16 protein-coding genes are annotated in these 14,782 nt (G+C 57.1%); 3 read left to right on the forward strand and 13 right to left on the reverse strand.

Features of this window, described 5'->3' with window-relative positions:
- Positions 1 to 32: 32 nt before the first annotated feature.
- The 3 genes from ABJO75_RS03175 to ABJO75_RS03185 all read right to left on the reverse strand — a co-directional run bounded on the left by ABJO75_RS03175 (position 33) and on the right by ABJO75_RS03185 (position 2,390).
- Entirely contained in the window at positions 33 to 476 is a 444-nt protein-coding gene (locus tag ABJO75_RS03175; RefSeq protein ID WP_348130961.1) for a MaoC family dehydratase, read from the reverse strand.
- Positions 477 to 600: 124 nt separating this feature from the next.
- The gene (locus ABJO75_RS03180) at positions 601 to 1,305 is read right to left on the reverse strand and encodes a YafY family protein (RefSeq protein ID WP_348130964.1); all 705 of its coding nucleotides are present in this window, start codon (positions 1,303 to 1,305) and stop codon (positions 601 to 603) included.
- Positions 1,306 to 1,514: 209 nt separating this feature from the next.
- Positions 1,515 to 2,390: a TIGR01459 family HAD-type hydrolase gene (locus ABJO75_RS03185; protein WP_348130965.1), complete on the reverse strand. Its 876-nt coding sequence runs from the start codon at positions 2,388 to 2,390 to the stop codon at positions 1,515 to 1,517.
- A gap of 377 nt (positions 2,391 to 2,767) precedes the next feature.
- On the opposite strand from ABJO75_RS03185, the gene ABJO75_RS03190 reads away from it, so the two are divergent.
- Positions 2,768 to 2,995 (forward strand): hypothetical protein, encoded by a 228-nt coding sequence (locus ABJO75_RS03190; RefSeq protein WP_348130968.1) that lies wholly within the window; start codon positions 2,768 to 2,770, stop codon positions 2,993 to 2,995.
- Between the two features lie 64 nt (positions 2,996 to 3,059).
- Here the strand turns inward: ABJO75_RS03190 and ABJO75_RS03195 are convergent, their stop codons facing one another.
- The 3 genes from ABJO75_RS03195 to ABJO75_RS03205 all read right to left on the reverse strand — a co-directional run bounded on the left by ABJO75_RS03195 (position 3,060) and on the right by ABJO75_RS03205 (position 5,105).
- Positions 3,060 to 4,073 carry a zinc-binding alcohol dehydrogenase family protein gene (locus ABJO75_RS03195; protein ID WP_348130970.1) on the reverse strand — a complete coding sequence of 338 codons (1,014 nt, stop codon included), beginning with the start codon at positions 4,071 to 4,073 and terminating at the stop codon, positions 3,060 to 3,062.
- 86 nt (positions 4,074 to 4,159) lie between these two features.
- Positions 4,160 to 4,825 (reverse strand): oxygen-insensitive NAD(P)H nitroreductase, encoded by a 666-nt coding sequence (gene nfsB / locus ABJO75_RS03200; RefSeq protein ID WP_348130973.1) that lies wholly within the window; start codon positions 4,823 to 4,825, stop codon positions 4,160 to 4,162.
- Positions 4,826 to 4,910: 85 nt separating this feature from the next.
- Complete coding sequence (locus tag ABJO75_RS03205) at positions 4,911 to 5,105, reverse strand: hypothetical protein (protein ID WP_348130976.1); 195 nt, start codon at positions 5,103 to 5,105, stop codon at positions 4,911 to 4,913.
- Positions 5,106 to 5,209: 104 nt separating this feature from the next.
- Here ABJO75_RS03205 and ABJO75_RS03210 point away from each other — a divergent pair, with 104 nt between their 5' ends.
- Positions 5,210 to 6,100 (forward strand): LysR family transcriptional regulator, encoded by an 891-nt coding sequence (locus ABJO75_RS03210; RefSeq protein ID WP_348130977.1) that lies wholly within the window; start codon positions 5,210 to 5,212, stop codon positions 6,098 to 6,100.
- Positions 6,101 to 6,175: 75 nt separating this feature from the next.
- Here the strand turns inward: ABJO75_RS03210 and ABJO75_RS03215 are convergent, their stop codons facing one another.
- The 6 genes from ABJO75_RS03215 to miaB form a co-directional block, all read right to left on the reverse strand.
- Positions 6,176 to 7,021 (reverse strand): shikimate dehydrogenase, encoded by an 846-nt coding sequence (locus ABJO75_RS03215; protein ID WP_348130980.1) that lies wholly within the window; start codon positions 7,019 to 7,021, stop codon positions 6,176 to 6,178.
- Positions 7,018 to 8,517: a tripartite tricarboxylate transporter permease gene (locus tag ABJO75_RS03220; protein ID WP_348130983.1), complete on the reverse strand. Its 1,500-nt coding sequence runs from the start codon at positions 8,515 to 8,517 to the stop codon at positions 7,018 to 7,020. The genes ABJO75_RS03215 and ABJO75_RS03220 overlap by 4 nt, the downstream gene beginning before the upstream one ends.
- 8 nt (positions 8,518 to 8,525) lie before the next feature.
- Positions 8,526 to 9,095, reverse strand: coding sequence for a tripartite tricarboxylate transporter TctB family protein (locus ABJO75_RS03225; RefSeq protein ID WP_348130985.1), 570 nt, complete (start codon positions 9,093 to 9,095; stop codon positions 8,526 to 8,528).
- A 111-nt stretch (positions 9,096 to 9,206) separates the two neighbouring features.
- Positions 9,207 to 10,211: a tripartite tricarboxylate transporter substrate binding protein gene (locus ABJO75_RS03230; protein ID WP_348130988.1), complete on the reverse strand. Its 1,005-nt coding sequence runs from the start codon at positions 10,209 to 10,211 to the stop codon at positions 9,207 to 9,209.
- A gap of 316 nt (positions 10,212 to 10,527) precedes the next feature.
- Positions 10,528 to 11,535 (reverse strand): PhoH family protein, encoded by a 1,008-nt coding sequence (locus ABJO75_RS03235; RefSeq protein ID WP_348130991.1) that lies wholly within the window; start codon positions 11,533 to 11,535, stop codon positions 10,528 to 10,530.
- A 155-nt stretch (positions 11,536 to 11,690) separates the two neighbouring features.
- Positions 11,691 to 13,010 (reverse strand): tRNA (N6-isopentenyl adenosine(37)-C2)-methylthiotransferase MiaB, encoded by a 1,320-nt coding sequence (gene miaB, locus ABJO75_RS03240; RefSeq protein WP_348130994.1) that lies wholly within the window; start codon positions 13,008 to 13,010, stop codon positions 11,691 to 11,693.
- A gap of 124 nt (positions 13,011 to 13,134) precedes the next feature.
- Here miaB and ABJO75_RS03245 point away from each other — a divergent pair, with 124 nt between their 5' ends.
- Complete coding sequence (locus ABJO75_RS03245) at positions 13,135 to 14,004, forward strand: hypothetical protein (protein ID WP_348130997.1); 870 nt, start codon at positions 13,135 to 13,137, stop codon at positions 14,002 to 14,004.
- Here the strand turns inward: ABJO75_RS03245 and ABJO75_RS03250 are convergent.
- A complete protein-coding gene (locus ABJO75_RS03250) occupies positions 14,001 to 14,774 on the reverse strand; it encodes an ion transporter (RefSeq protein ID WP_348131000.1) in 774 nt (257 codons plus the stop codon). The genes ABJO75_RS03245 and ABJO75_RS03250 overlap by 4 nt on opposite strands.
- Positions 14,775 to 14,782 lie beyond the last annotated feature (8 nt).

A 14,782-nucleotide genomic window follows, 5' to 3' on the forward strand; every position in this document is an offset into this window, starting at 1 on the left:
CCAACGCGCCTGCGCGCAAGTGCGCCGGTGGCCTAGTCGAACTTGCGACTGGGCGCGAGCACCATCGCTTCGCCGATCAACACCTTCTTGCCATCCACAGCGCAGTGACAATCCAGTTTCACCCGGCGCTTGCCCACATCGATATCAACGACTTTGACCTCGGCATAAACCGTGTCACCCGGACGGACCGGCGCAAGAAATTTCAGCGACTGGCCCATATAAACCGTACCATGCCCCGGAAGCTGCTCGCCGATCACCGCGGAAATTAGCCCGGCGGTCAGCATACCGTGCGCGATGCGCCCTTCAAAGATGGTGTCACGCGCATAATCATCATCCAGATGCACAGGATTCCGATCGGTCGATATCTGTGCGAACATCTCGATATCTTCGTCGGTCACAGTCTTACGCAGGTGGCGCGACATGCCCATCTCGATATCTTCGATACAGATCGTGCCGCGAGGCAAATTGTCCAACATGGTGTCCTCATTCGTCATCGGCGCGGTAATTTTACTTCCTAAGAAAACGGCCTTTCGCAACTTTATTACTTTGCAGTCGCAGAAAATCAAGTGATTCGCTGCGTTTTTGCGCATCAGGACGCCTCTATCCCGTACCCGTTGCCCCGACACTCGACTCCTCGGCTTCGTATTGCTCGCGCCAGATCCTGCGCAGAACCTCGCCTTCGCCTTTGAAGTTGGTACCGGTCAGGGTGCATTCCCATATCCGGTCTGCCCGGAAATGCCGAAACGAGGCTCGCGCTTCGCACCAGGCCGCCAGCATCACACAGTTCAGGTGATAGATCAGCACAAGCGGCCTGACGACACGGCGGGTCTCGACGTCCTGTTCGTCACGATAGAGCAACTCCAGCTTGGCCTCTTCGCGGATCGCACTGCGCAGCGTAGCCTTTGAAACGCAATCCGGCGCGCTGTCGTCCGAAGGTGCCCCCCAAGGTACGATTTCGAGCCAGTCTGCAGGGCCATGAAGCGCGTCGATCTTGCCACACACCCTTTGTGCCGCTCGTTGCAAGGCACTGTCACCGGTGCGGGCCAGCATCGCAAAGGCGACGCGCAAGGCTTCGACCTCATCCGTGTCAAAGTTCAATGGTGGAAGATCGTAACCTTTGCGCATGAGATACCCCATGCCCGCTTCGCCCTCGATTGGCGTGCGCATCCCCTGCAACGCCACAATATCGCGATAGATCGTGCGGACCGACACTTCGAGTGCGTCAGACAGCTCAGCTGCGGTAACTGGCCTCTCTGCGGTGCGCAGGATTTGTATGATTTCAAAAAGCCGACTGGAACGGGGCATGGTAACTCGATTTCCTCTGGTAACCTGCTGCCACTATATCACCCTCACCTGACAGCATGTGTCAGGAGCCATCGGCGATGATGACCCAACGTTGTTTGCAACAAGGGTGCATATCATGAACAGCTTTGACGAAATGACACTGATACGACTGCGACTGGGCCGTTGGGATCCTTACGAGAATGTCCGCCGCAGCGGGCGAGACATGCGTCCTATCGCAGAAACCCGATCGCATAGCTCGGTGACATCTGCTGATCACCCAAATACTGCTCCAGCGCGCCCGGGTCCGGTTGCTCGCTGGTTCTGGTTTCTCGTGCGGCCAGCCCTCCGGTGATGAACAGCGAATCAAGATTTTCACCCATGGCACCGGCGATGTCGGTGCCGATACCATCACCGATGGCCAGAATCTGCGAATCAGGCACCATCTTGCCCAGTTCGGCCAACCGCCGGCGGGCGAGATCATAGATCGGTGGATGCGGTTTGCCGAAATACAGGCTCTCACCGCCCATCTCGGTGTAGAGCTGTGCCAAAGCTCCGGCACACCATTCGCGAACCTCTCCGCGATCCACCACGATATCCGGGTTAGCACAAAGCAGTTTCAGCCCCTTTTGCTTGGCATAGAGAAACTCTGGCCGGTTCACCGATGGGTCGGCGGTCGCATCGAACGGACCGCAACAGACGATACCTTCGGCCTCATCCAGCGGCACACGGGTGATCTCTACCGGGTCTTCTACCACCCGGATCGGTTCGAAAAAGCCCGCATCACGCTCTTCCTCGCCCATGAACCAGACCTTGTTGCCGACGATGCCGCGATACATCGCTGACCGCGCGCTGTCGCCGGACGAGGCAATGCTGTCCCAAGCATCATCTGGCACGCCAAAGATGCCAAGTTGGTCGCGCACCCCGGCGCGCGGTTTGGGCGAATTGGTAACCAACACAACCGTACCGCCGGACTGGCGATAGGCCTGCAGCGCTGCCACCGCATCGGGGAGTGCCTGTACACCATCGTGAACACAGCCCCACAGGTCCACGAACATGGCTTTGTAGCGGTCTGAGACATCGCTGAGTGCTGTAATAATCTGAGTCATGGCATCCTCTTGGCTTTGGCCCGAACGTGACCGCCTGCCGCCGGAACCGCAAGCCGGAAACCGTATTGATTCATGCGCGGTGCTTTATGAAAACTGTGATCGCACCTTCTGAATCCGGGCCAATTTGGGATCCGTGCATGATCTTCAACGCCGCACCAAATTTTCGCTCCGATCGGAACAAAGCGCACTAACAGGTAATCAACCGGCAATTCGGATTTGCCGCTCCCGATGGAATTGAGCGAGCATTTCAATGGTCTTTTCCGCAATCGAGTGGCAATCCGCGCATCCCGCGACCGCGCATAGATGCGCGCCCGGTGGATAGTAGGACACCGCCAGTCAAACACTCACCCAGATGCACATCGGAAGAGGGACATCCCATGTTAAAAGTTGGCCCTAATACCCTGCTTCGCGTATCACCCTATTATGAGGCGTCGATTGCGCAGCGGGCGATTGCGTTTTCACCCCATAACATCGTGCTGATGCCCGTATCCTATGGTGATCCGGATGGCGAATACGACCGGCTGATGAATGGTGTGTCGCAATGGCCGTATCGGTTCAAAGGCAGGTCGACATCACAGGATCTTGTGCGACCTACCCTTCTTTAAGAACCTTCCCTAGGGGCGGTCAGCATCGCAACCCAAGAGGCGCCCGAGGTTGCGATGCATGAGATCAGAAGCCTTCCAGCACAATCTTTCCCCTGGCCTTGCCGCTTTCGATCAACGCATGGGCACGCTTGAGGTTCTCGGCATTGATAGTGCCAAAGGTCTCGGTCACGGTTGACCGCACTTTTCCCGCGTCGATCAGGCCCGCAACAGTGTCCAGAATTTCACCCTGGCGGGCGATATCTTCGGTCGCGAACAAGGACCGCGTGAACATAAGTTCCCAGTGGATGGATACCGCTTTGCCCTTGAACGGCATGATGTCAAAGCCGACGGGATCGTCGATCAGGCCAAAACGTCCCTGCGGAGCGATAAACTCGGCAATCTGCCCAACGTAGCTCTCGGAATGGTTGGTCGAAAAGACAAAGGCCGGCGCGCCAATCGCCAAGGCCGCAATCTGCTCAGGCAGCGGTTTAAAATGATCAACAACGTGGTGAGCGCCCAGTTCCCTTACCCAGTCCTGCGTTTCAGGACGCGATGCAGTTGCGATGATGGTCAGGTCGGTCTGTGCGCGTAAAAGCTGGATCGCGATAGAGCCGACGCCGCCCGCTCCGCCGATGATCACGATGGCATTTGCGGCACCGGGCACGGGTTCTGTGACTTTCAAACGGTCAAAGATCATCTCCTGCGCTGTCAGTGTTGTCAGCGGCAAGGCGGCAGCGGCAGCCGTTTCGATCGACTTTGGCGCATGCCCGACGATACGCGCATCAACCAGATGAAATTCGGAATTGGTGCCGGGACGATTGATCGCACCCGCATACCAGACCTTGCCGCCCGTCTTGAACCGGCTGACCTTGTCACCGGTTTCAACGACTTCTCCGACGGCGTCCCAACCCAGAACCACTGGCGTATCGCCTTCGGGAGCCCGGCTCGCACGGATCTTGACGTCTACGGGGTTCACCGAGACAGCCTCGACCTTGACGAGAATGTCATGCCCGGTTGCCTTTGGCTTTTCGATCTCGATGTTTTTCAAGGCGTCGGGGCGATCAATCGCGCCGTTGATGGTATAACCGATAGCTTTCATTGGGGTCTCCATTTTTGGATTGGCTTTCGCGCTTTCTGAACCTGGCGCTGCGCCACAAGGGTCAGTGTCTGGCAGGCCGTACAGCCTTACACGCTGGTGATGATTTCGGCCTCGGTCAGGCGGGACTTTGGCAGCGCACCGTTGTAATCGGCCTGCGCATCGGCATAGCCAATCGGCACCACGAAGAGACTGGTATACCCTTTGTCCCGAAGACCGAATTCGGCGTCGAGAACGTCGGTATCCACACCTTCCATCGGCGTTGCATCGATCCCGAGTGTAGCGACACCCAGAAGGAATTGACCCAAGTTCAGATAGACTTGGTGCGCCAACCAGCTTGGCGCATCGCCAATCTGGCTTTTGTGGATGTCGACAAACATCGATCGGCCGTTGTGCATGGCTGGCTTGAATTCATCAGGATTACCCGCAAACCGGCCGTCGGTCTCTTCCTGCTCGAGCACTTTCAGCAGATATGCCTCATCTGCCTCGATCCGACTCGCAAAAACGATGACATGCGACGCGTTCTGGATCGCGGCAACGTTGAACGGGAATTTCTCGGCAGCAGCCTTGGCCACCCGCGCCTTGCCTTCTTCGGTTTCGGCGATCACGAAATGCCAGGGCTGAAGGTTGGTGGATGAAGGGCTGAAGCGCAGAAGATCACGTACCTGCGCCATGTCATCATCAGAGATTCGGCGTGGGGTATACGCCTTGGCGGTGTGACGTTTCTTTGCGAAGTCGGTGATATGGATGGTCATGGTCTTTGTCCTTGAGATTTGCATGGGCAATTTGCCCGGTTGCCCCTGAACGGGGAAAAATTGGTGGTTTTGTTCGATGGGCCGGTCAGGCCAGCCTTGGCGCACGACCGAACCACCCCGCCAGATCGATCGCCATCATCGCAGAACCACTGTTCCGGATGCCTGAAAGGTCATGGGGCGACGGGTCCTGAGAGTTCTGGTTCAGAACCACAACACGTCCGCCAGATTCGACAAGCAGAGACATTTGCTCGGGATTAAAGGTGGCAACTAGCTTTGACATTGGATCGTTCCATTGAGTGGCAGGTGTGTTGAACGCGATATACAAACGCGATGAATGCGAATAAACAGCCACAATTCGAATTGATAATCCGGAAAATACGTATAATGCTGGTCGACAATATCCGCCTGTTCCTGACAATCGCGGAAAAGGGCAGCCTTGTGGCAGCAGGACGGGAAATCGGACGCTCTGCTACCACGGTGTCGGAGCGGCTTGCCGCGCTCGAGTCGCATTACGGTGTAGTCCTGTTCAACCGCACGACACGATCGCTGAGCCTGACGGATGAAGGGCGCACCCTGCTTAGCGGTGCCAAAGTCGTTCTTGCGGAAATCGATGATCTTGAAACCCGTATTCGGCTTGGGGCAGAAACGTTGTCCGGGCCGATCCGCGTCAGCGCCCCGATCGACCTTGGCCGCAATTTCGTTTCAAAGGTGATTTCATGCTTCACCAGGCAGCATCCGGCAATATCGATCGAATTATTTCTGTCGGATGGCTATGTCGATATGGTCGGTCAGGGCTTTGACCTCGCCCTGCGTTTTGGCAAAGTCACTGACAGCACGCTTCGGACCCGAAGTCTGGGGCAGTTCCGCCGGATCGTCTGTGCCGCGCCTTCATATATTGACGTCAAGGGCGCACCGCTGACGCCCAGCGAGCTGACGCAGCACAACTGCCTACTCATGCGGTTTGGTGCAAACCTCGACAATGTCTGGCACTTTGGCCCCGAAAAGAAACCGCACACTGTCACCGTTCGTGGCGACAAGATCGTGAACGATGGCTCCCTCGTCCGGCAATGGGCGTTGGAAGGGCACGGAATAGTCCTGAAAGCAGAGAACGATGTCGCAGATGACCTTAAATCCGGACGGCTGATCGCCCTTCTCGAAGATTACGCTGCCCCGCCCAATCCGCTCCAGATGATGTTTCCACCCGGTCGCGCACAGCCCCGGCGCGTCCGCGCGTTAGCCGATGCATTCAGTGCCGCAATGAAAGATGTCCGGTAAAAATAGGGCACTTGACGGGATTATTCGGTCCGAGAGGCAGCAAGCCTCATTCCAAGCCCATCGTGAATGCGGTGGTTAACCGGCATCTTCGGGCATCAAAAGATCGTGTCGCAACGCGACTTCGTCCAAATCCAGCCCGGAAAACAGCCTCCAGGCGTGAGTGCCTTGATAAAAAAACAGTTCCCACCCGGAGAGTATCGCCATTCCCTCGGCCGCCGCGTTCTTGAGGAATAGCGTGTCCACCGGCGTATAGACCGCGTCAAACGCCCATTTCGCACCTGCCATGGCGTCGCGTGAAAGCGGCGTGCCATCGTGTCCGGCCATTCCCACCGGCGTACAGTTGATCACGCCATCCACCCCATTGGCTGCGCGTTCCGTAGACGGCCAGACCCTAACCGAAACGTCTGGTGCATAGGCCAAAAGAGCTTTGGCCAGCGCTTCGGCCTTGGAAGTCTCATGGTCAGCCAGACGCAGTTCTCGCGCGCCCAGTTGAACGAGACCAAAGGCAATGGCCCGGCCAACCCCGCCGGCTCCGATCATCAGTACCGGCCCAGTGGGTGCGTTTCCCATCACACGGCGATAGGCTGCGACAAAGCCCAGATAATCCGTGTTATGCCCACGCGGTCCCTGCTCTCCAAAGACGACAGTATTCACCGCGCCCATCGCTGCCGCCATCGGATCGTTCTGCGCAATCAAAGCTAACACCCTTTCCTTGTAGGGATAGGTGATGTTGATCCCGGCATAGCCACCAGTTCGGCACGCATCGAAGACCCGAATGAAATCTTGACCGAGGTCCCGGGGAATAAGCTGATCGTACTGAACATCTATCCCGTGCTGCTTTCCGGCCAGCCGATGCAGAAGCGGTGACCGCGACCTTTCGATATGGTCGCCAATAAGCCCAAGTTTGAGGGTCTTGGTCAAAGCTTCTCTTTCTTGCCAAAGACGCGGGCCTTGGCCCATCGCCATATCGGCGTTTGCGACACAAAGATCAGGATCACCGAAATTAACAGCACCAGCGACAATGGGCTTGTTACGATACCTTCAAAGAAGCGGCCCAGATCCTCGCGCTCTGAAATGATCGCGCGTCGCCAGTTGTCATCCAGAAGCCGCGACAGGATCACGCCCAGAATGACCGGCCCCAGCGGATAGCCGTAGTGGCGCATGAAGTAACCAAAGACCCCAAATCCCAGCATCCAGTATACATCCGAGATCGAATTGTTCACCGCGTAGGCCCCGACGATGGACAAGAGGAGTATCAGCGGTATCAGCACGGACCGCGGCATCTCGACGATCTTGGTGAAAAGTTTGATGCCAGTCAGACCAAAAAGCAGCATGAAGCAATTGGCGGCGACCAACGCCCCCACGATGAACCAGAATATGTCAGGCTGGTCGATCATCAGCATCGGGCCGGGATTCAGCCCGTGGATAAACAGCGCGCCGATCATGATCGCCGTGACCGCGTCACCCGGAATGCCAAGGGTCATCATCGGGATAAAGGCTCCACCAACCGCAGCGTTGTTGGCGGTTTCAGGCGCAACAAGCCCTTCCATGGCACCGGTTCCAAAGGGGCAATCGGGGTTCTTTGTTACGCGTTTCGCATGGTCATAGGCCATCAAGGCGGCAATATCACCGCCTGTGCCGGGCAACGCGCCGATGATCACGCCGATAGAAGATGTCTGTAACGACAACGGCAGGTATTTTCTGACCGTCGCGAACGATGGCACGATCCGGCCTATCTTTTGCCGGACGGCATCCTTGTTGACATGTTGCAGCTGCGTCAACGCCTCGGACACGCCAAACATGCCGATCATTACGGCGATAAAGGAAATCCCGCCTTCCATCAGTTGAAAGTCAAAGGTGAATCGCTCGGTAAAGGTCAGCGGGTCGCGGCCCACGGCCCCGATGGCAATTCCCAAAGCACCGGCAAAGATACCTTTGACCAGACTTCCGGTTGAAAGAGAGCCGACAAGCAGAATGCCCAGCACCGCCAGCAACATGTAATCGCGCGACTGAAATCTGAGGGCAAAATCCGAGACCAGCGGAGCGGCAAGCGCGAGCACCGCAATTCCGATGAACCCGCCAAAGAATGACATGACAGTGGTAACGCCAATCGCGGTCCCCGCCTCGCCACGCTTGGCCATCGGATAGCCATCAAGCGCCGTGGCGATCGCCGATGGCGCACCCGGAATGTTCAAGAGGATCGCGGTGCGCGACCCGCCATAGACGCCGCCCATATAGATCCCGATCATCAGCGAAATCGCCGGATATACATCCCAGGAAAACGTAAACGAGATCAGGATCGACACAGCCATCGTCACCGACAGACCGGGAATCGCACCGACATAGATGCCAGCAAAGGTGCCAAGCCCCACCAGCATCAACAACTGCGGGTGTGTCAGGACGGTTAGAAAATCCATGAGACCGGTCAGTGTTCTGCCCCCCGGCTGAACAAATCGCGAAAGATCTGAATGAACTCCGCCTCAGGCACAATGCCCGACGGCATAAGAACGGAAAACACGATCCGGAAGACGAGCCAGATCAGCAAGAGACTGCAAAGCGAGATCATAATGGTCCACGCCCAGCTTCTTTTCGCCAGAACCTTGATCGCGATCACCAGGAACAATGCAGAGGTCGGCAGAAAACCAAGCGGCTTCATCAAAACGCCATAGATCACCAGCAGAAGCACGAACAACACAACTGTCAGAGGCAGGATATCGCGCCGCAGCGATTCATTCTGTGCTTGCGTCAGCCTCGCGGTGCGCACAACGACGATCAGGCAGGTCACAACCATCACCGCAGTCGTGGCCATCGGGATGGCGCCGGGTGACGACAGCGCCTCGAACCCGGCTATGCCGTATGCGCTCCACAGCAAGCCACAGCTTGCGATCAGCAAGAAAACTGCAAACGCCAATTCTCCGGGGCGGCGGTGTTCATCCTCGCCGTCGGGATTGGCGGCGGACTCGCCTTCAGGGTGGTCCGATTCCGTCCTATTCATGGTATCCTACCTTACCCGTCTATCGTTGCCCGTGGAATTGAGAACGCCGCGTCTCTTCCGAAAACGCGGCGTTCACCTTTTGGGGCAACGTTTGCCGTCGCCAATCAGGTGTTACTCGCCGGGGCGCGCGATGCCGAACTCTTCCGGTGACGCTTTGGTCAGACCGGCGTCCTGCATCAACCATGCGGTGCCTTGCTGCCATTTGCTCAGAAAGGCGCTTGCCTCTTCACCGGAAATGCCCATCAGGGTAAAGCCTCGGCCCTCCATCAGGTCAACGAATTCGGGATTCTTCACGCCCTCGGCATAGGCCGCAGACAATTTGGCGACCACGTCATCCGGCGTTCCTTTGGGAACGAACACGCCAAAGAACGGGCCCCATGGCAGATAGGTGTTGTACGCTTCGTTGAACGAAGTCACTGCTGCAACGTCAGGCAGTTTCTCAATCGTCGACGTGTCAAAAACCGCCAGAGACTTCATGTTGCCCGCGCGGATACCTTCGATAGCGACGCCCAGAACGGCAGGCATCACGTCGATTGCGCCGCCCTGCAGCGCGGTCAGCGCCGGGCCATCGCCGTCATAAGGAACGGCAATCACGTCCAACTTGCCTTCGACACTGTTGATCATTGCGGTGATCACCGATGGCAGGCCACCCGGTCCGGTCGCCCCAAAACGTATTGAACCGGGGTTCGCCCGGATGTGTTCCATCATGCCCGCATAGTCATCAAAGGGCGCATCCTTGTTGGCAACCAGAATCGGTGTGCCACGCGCCAGAATGCTGATCGGGATAAAGTCGCCATAGTCCTTGTCGCCAAGTCCCATGACCTTGTAGAGCATCGGGTTTTCCGCGCCCATCATCAGCGTATAGCCGTCAGCCGCACTGTCGGCGACGTGGTTCAACGCGATAGCGCCGACTGCTCCGGTCATGTTCTGCATGACAACCGTGCCGCCCAACGCCTCTTCCGCGTGCGGTGTGACCGAACGCATCACAGCGTCCGTCGAACCGCCCGCGCCCCACTGAATGATCCCTTGAATTTCCTTGCTGGGGTAATCGTCGGCAAGCGCGCCGGTCACGCCAAACGCAATTGCGGATATTGCGCCAAGAACTACATTCTTCATCTGGTCCCTCCCTGAAGACAAACTGGATAACATCATTTCATCGTCATCCAGTGCCGGACTTGTGTCGTTGTTGCGAGACAACGTCAAATACTCAAGTCAAAATCAGATTTTCATTATGTTCCTGCTGAGAAAGGCCCGGCGCGTCGAGAGCCTGTTTAGTTCTCTACCCGGCGTAGGCGGATCCAAGTCGCTCTGTGCTCCTAAGAGAGCCAGTCCGACTGATCGCATCGTGCAAGATGGCAGACTCTTTTCTCAGCGGGCGCTCAGCACAGGGGGCGGTCCTAGCCCGCGAAACCGGCGACCGAAAACTGCGAGCTCAGACGTCCGCCTCGTAAGCCTCGATGATCGCGGCAACCAGCGGGTGCCGTACCACATCCTTGGAGGTGAAGTAGTTAAAGCTGATCTTGGGAATCGCCGTCAGCAACCGCTCTGCATCCGCAAGCCCTGACGGGACTCCGCGCGGCAAATCCACCTGACTGCGGTCACCGGTGATGACCATCCGGCTGCCTTCGCCAAGGCGAGTCAGGAACATCTTCATCTGCATCGCTGTCGCATTCTGCGCCTCATCAAGAACCACGAACGCATTGGCCAGCGTCCGACCGCGCATGAAGGCCAGCGGTGCGATCTCGATCCGCTTGTCCTCGATCAACTTGGCCAACTGCTTGCCCGGCAGAAAGTCGTTCAGCGCGTCATAGAGCGGCTGCATGTAGGGATCGACCTTGTCCTTCATATCGCCCGGCAGATAGCCCAGCTTTTCGCCCGCCTCGACCGCCGGACGCGACAGGATGATCTTGTCGACCTGACCGCCAATGAACATCGATACACCAACCGCAACTGCGAGATAGGTCTTACCGGTGCCGGCCGGGCCGATTCCAAAGGCCAGCTCGTTCTCGAACAGCGACTGAACATAGGCTTTTTGCGCATCTGTGCGTGGCTCGACCAGCTTTTTACGGGTCTTGATCTCGACCTTGCCGCCCCGAAACATCTCGAGCTGGTCGCCATCGCGGGTGCCGGTGCCCTTGTCGGAACCGCCCATGCGCAATTCGCGGTCGATATCGCCGGTTTCCACCTCGCGGCCGCTCTCGAGCCGACCATATAGTGAATTCAGCACATCTGACGCTTGTTTCTGGCTGTCCGCATCCCCAAGAATCGAAAGCTGATTGCCTCGGCGTACGATCTGCACGCCTGTTTTGGCTTCGATATCGACGAGATTGCGGTCATGTTCCCCGCAGAGGTCAATCAATAGACGATTGTCTGGGAATTCGATCAACACCTCGGGAGGTGTCGTATCGGTCGATGGCGGGGTCAGGGCGCTTGTGGCCAATCAGCTCTCCTCGTTTGCCGCTCTGGCAATTTTCTTCAAACGTGACAAGTTCCGTGCGCCCATGCAAGCGATAGTGCGTGATTTTCATGCAAATGTAACATGCGAATGGCGCGCCGCGGTCGATCTAGGCAAAAATAGGGTTTTCCGCGACCCTCTCAGACCAGCACACCACCTAGTGAATTGGTGCCTGAGTCGGTTATCCGCACCTTGCGGATTTCACCTACATTCACGTTGGCGTTCGCAACATGGACCGCGTGCAGATACTCGGACTTGCCGCCCATCTGCCCCTCTCGCCGACCGGGTTTCTCAAACAGCACGTTGACGTTCTTGCCCACCATGCTGTCCTGAACGTCACGTTGCTGGCGGGTGATCAGCGTCTGAAGGCGCTGCAAACGCTCCGATTTCACATTCTCATCCACTTGTGGCCGCTCTGCAGCAGGCGTGCCAGGGCGGGTTGAATATTTGAAGGAATAGGCTTGGCCATATCCAACCTCTTCCGCCAGATCGAGCGTAGCCTGAAAGTCCGCATCACTTTCTTCTGGAAAGCCGACGATAAAATCGCCCGACAACAGGATGTCGGGACGAGCCTTACGGATACGTTCGATCAGGCGCAGATAGCTGTCGGCGGTGTGGCTGCGATTCATCCGTTTGAGAATGTGATCGCTGCCGGATTGTACCGGCAGATGCAGATAGGGCATCAGCTTGGTGCAGGTTCCATGCGCGTCGATCAGATCATCGGCCATGTCGTTGGGGTGCGAGGTCGTAAAGCGTATGCGCGCAAGCCCGTCGATCTTGTCCAGCTCCCAGATCAGCTGTGCCAGCGTCAGATCCCCGTCAGCTCCCGCGCCGTGGTATGCGTTGACGTTCTGGCCAAGCAATGTGATTTCCCGCACGCCCCGCTCCACCAGATCGCGCGCCTCGGTGAGGATGCGATCCGCCGGACGGCTCACCTCGACCCCGCGTGTGTAAGGCACCACGCAAAAGGCGCAGAATTTGTCGCAACCTTCCTGAACCGTCAGAAATGCGGTTGGCCCACGCGCCGCCTTGGGCCGTGACTTCAGTTTTTCGAATTTGTCCTCTTCGGGAAAATCCGTATCCAGCGCCTTTTCTCCAGCGCGGGTCTTGGCCTCCATCTCGGGCAAGCGGTGATAGCTTTGCGGCCCAACCACCAAATCCACCAGCGGTTGACGGCGCATGATCTCTTCGCCTTCGGCCTGCGCAACACAGCCGGCGACCCCGATCTTAAGATCGGGATTTTCGTCTTTCAGCCCCCTGAACCGCCCCAACTCGGAGTAAACTTTTTCCGCCGCTTTTTCCCGAATGTGACAGGTGTTCAGCAGGATCATATCGGCATCGTCTGCCGACTTGGTTTCGACATACCCCTGCCCGCCCAGGGCTTCGGCCATGCGCTCGCTGTCATAGACGTTCATCTGGCAGCCATAGGTCTTGATGAACAGTTTCTTGGGGGCGGTCATACGTGTTGCCTTTTCGGGGTTTGATCAGCGGCCTGCACTAGACCGTTTGGTGTCGCCTTGCAATGCACCCGGATTTAACCGATTTTGCGCGAATCTGCCAGCAGGTCGCACCGGGATCACCAACATGCCGTATAATTCTGTAGATGCGTTTGTTGCCGGTGACAGAGATGTCCTGACCCGGGGACCAGTCGCGCTGATCTTTGCCGAAGACGATACCGAACTTGTCAGCACGCTGTCCCATCACCTTGATCAAGGATTTCGTTCGGTTCTTGCCCTCATGCCCGATGCCTTTGCCGTGCCGTCCGAGATCGAAGCCAGAGTGCACCGCATCAACTTTGAATGCAGCAGCCCCGGCATGGTGTTCGACGCGATCAACCAACTGATTGCCGCAGCGGCTCCGGGAACATGGTTCTACTACTGCTACAATGCCGAATATCTGTTCTATCCTTTTTGTGAATCACGCAGCGTGGGCGAGTTGCTCGCATTTCACACCGAAGAACGCCGCGATGCGATGCTGACCTATGTGGTTGATCTCTATGCCGATGATCTGAACGCCCACCCAGACGCGGTTTCGCGAGACGAGGCTTATCTGGATCAACACGGCTATTATGCGTTGACTCGCCAAACGCCTAACGCCGGAAAACCGCTTGACCGGCAGATGGATTTCTTTGGCGGGTTGCGCTGGCGATTTGAGGAACACGTCGACTGGGGCAGCCGCAAGATCGACAGAGTATCGCTGTTTCGCGCGCAAAAGGACCTGCGTCTGCTGCAGGATCACACCTTCAACATCGCCGAGTACAACACCGTCTCTTGCCCCTGGCACCACAATCTGACCGCCTCAGTCTGTTCGTTCCGCGCAGCCAAGGCCCTCAAGCGCAATCCGGGCTCGGCCTTTGCGATCAACAGCTTTCAGTGGCGCAACTCCACCCGGTTTCAATGGCAGTCCCGTCAATTGATGGACCTAGGATTGATGGAGCCCGGACAGTGGTTCTAGCTCATACCGGTGGTTTCGATTTTCAGGGTCTCACCGCAATGCTTGCAATGCACAGCATCGGTGTCGTGCTTGAGTAAGCCACAGGTCGGACATTTGTAGCTGACCTTGGTCGGCTGGATCAATGCCTGCGCCAGCCGCACGAACAGCGCCACACCGACCACCATGATGAACACCGCCAGCAGCTTTTGTGTCACGGTTGTTGGCAAAATGTCGCCATACCCGGTCGTCGTCAGCGTTGTCACTGTGAAATACAGCGCGTCCACGTAGCCCGCAAAGCCAGCATCCTCCTGACCGAACAGCGCAAAAACCAAAGAGGCGGTGAAAAACACAAAGACCAGCAGATTGATCAACGCAATGACCGTATCCTCGTTGCGTCGAAAGAACGTACTGACCCGGCGCAGGTCGTGCAGCAAATGGTAGGATTGGATCAATCTGAGCGCCCGCAGGACTCGCAAGAAAGCAAGATCGTCATGCAGGAACGGCGCAAGAAGCAGACTGGCTATCACAATCACATCGGCGATCGCATAGACTTGGCGCAGCATGTGACGCCGGTTTGGCGCAATCCAGAGACGTGCGGAAAAATCCATCAGGATCAGAATGCCGATAAGCGCGCTGAGCATCTCCATTGCCGGCGATAACCGCATGGGCGCGGAAACGAGAAAGAACAGGATCGTGACCGCGTCAAAGGCGATCAGAAAATACCGGAACATCTGCGCCCGCCGGGATGAACCGGTATAGAGCGCCCTCAGTGTTTGTTTCAGGTCATCCATTCGCAGAC

The organism is Sedimentitalea sp., assembly GCF_039973035.1.
Classification (GTDB): Bacteria; Pseudomonadota; Alphaproteobacteria; order Rhodobacterales; family Rhodobacteraceae; genus Sedimentitalea.

Coding starts and splice junctions, on each gene's coding strand:
- ABJO75_RS03175 (WP_348130961.1), bottom strand. CDS start 476: ATGTTGGACAATTTGCCTCGCGGCACGATCTGTATCGAAGATATCGAG.
- ABJO75_RS03180 (WP_348130964.1), bottom strand. CDS start 1,305: ATGCCCCGTTCCAGTCGGCTTTTTGAAATCATACAAATCCTGCGCACC.
- ABJO75_RS03185 (WP_348130965.1), bottom strand. CDS start 2,390: ATGACTCAGATTATTACAGCACTCAGCGATGTCTCAGACCGCTACAAA.
- ABJO75_RS03190 (WP_348130968.1), top strand. CDS start 2,768: ATGTTAAAAGTTGGCCCTAATACCCTGCTTCGCGTATCACCCTATTAT.
- ABJO75_RS03195 (WP_348130970.1), bottom strand. CDS start 4,073: ATGAAAGCTATCGGTTATACCATCAACGGCGCGATTGATCGCCCCGAC.
- nfsB (WP_348130973.1), bottom strand. CDS start 4,825: ATGACCATCCATATCACCGACTTCGCAAAGAAACGTCACACCGCCAAG.
- ABJO75_RS03205 (WP_348130976.1), bottom strand. CDS start 5,105: ATGTCAAAGCTAGTTGCCACCTTTAATCCCGAGCAAATGTCTCTGCTT.
- ABJO75_RS03210 (WP_348130977.1), top strand. CDS start 5,210: ATGCTGGTCGACAATATCCGCCTGTTCCTGACAATCGCGGAAAAGGGC.
- ABJO75_RS03220 (WP_348130983.1), bottom strand. CDS start 8,517: ATGGATTTTCTAACCGTCCTGACACACCCGCAGTTGTTGATGCTGGTG.
- ABJO75_RS03225 (WP_348130985.1), bottom strand. CDS start 9,095: ATGAATAGGACGGAATCGGACCACCCTGAAGGCGAGTCCGCCGCCAAT.
- ABJO75_RS03230 (WP_348130988.1), bottom strand. CDS start 10,211: ATGAAGAATGTAGTTCTTGGCGCAATATCCGCAATTGCGTTTGGCGTG.
- miaB (WP_348130994.1), bottom strand. CDS start 13,010: ATGACCGCCCCCAAGAAACTGTTCATCAAGACCTATGGCTGCCAGATG.
- ABJO75_RS03245 (WP_348130997.1), top strand. CDS start 13,135: ATGCCGTATAATTCTGTAGATGCGTTTGTTGCCGGTGACAGAGATGTC.
- ABJO75_RS03250 (WP_348131000.1), bottom strand. CDS start 14,774: ATGGATGACCTGAAACAAACACTGAGGGCGCTCTATACCGGTTCATCC.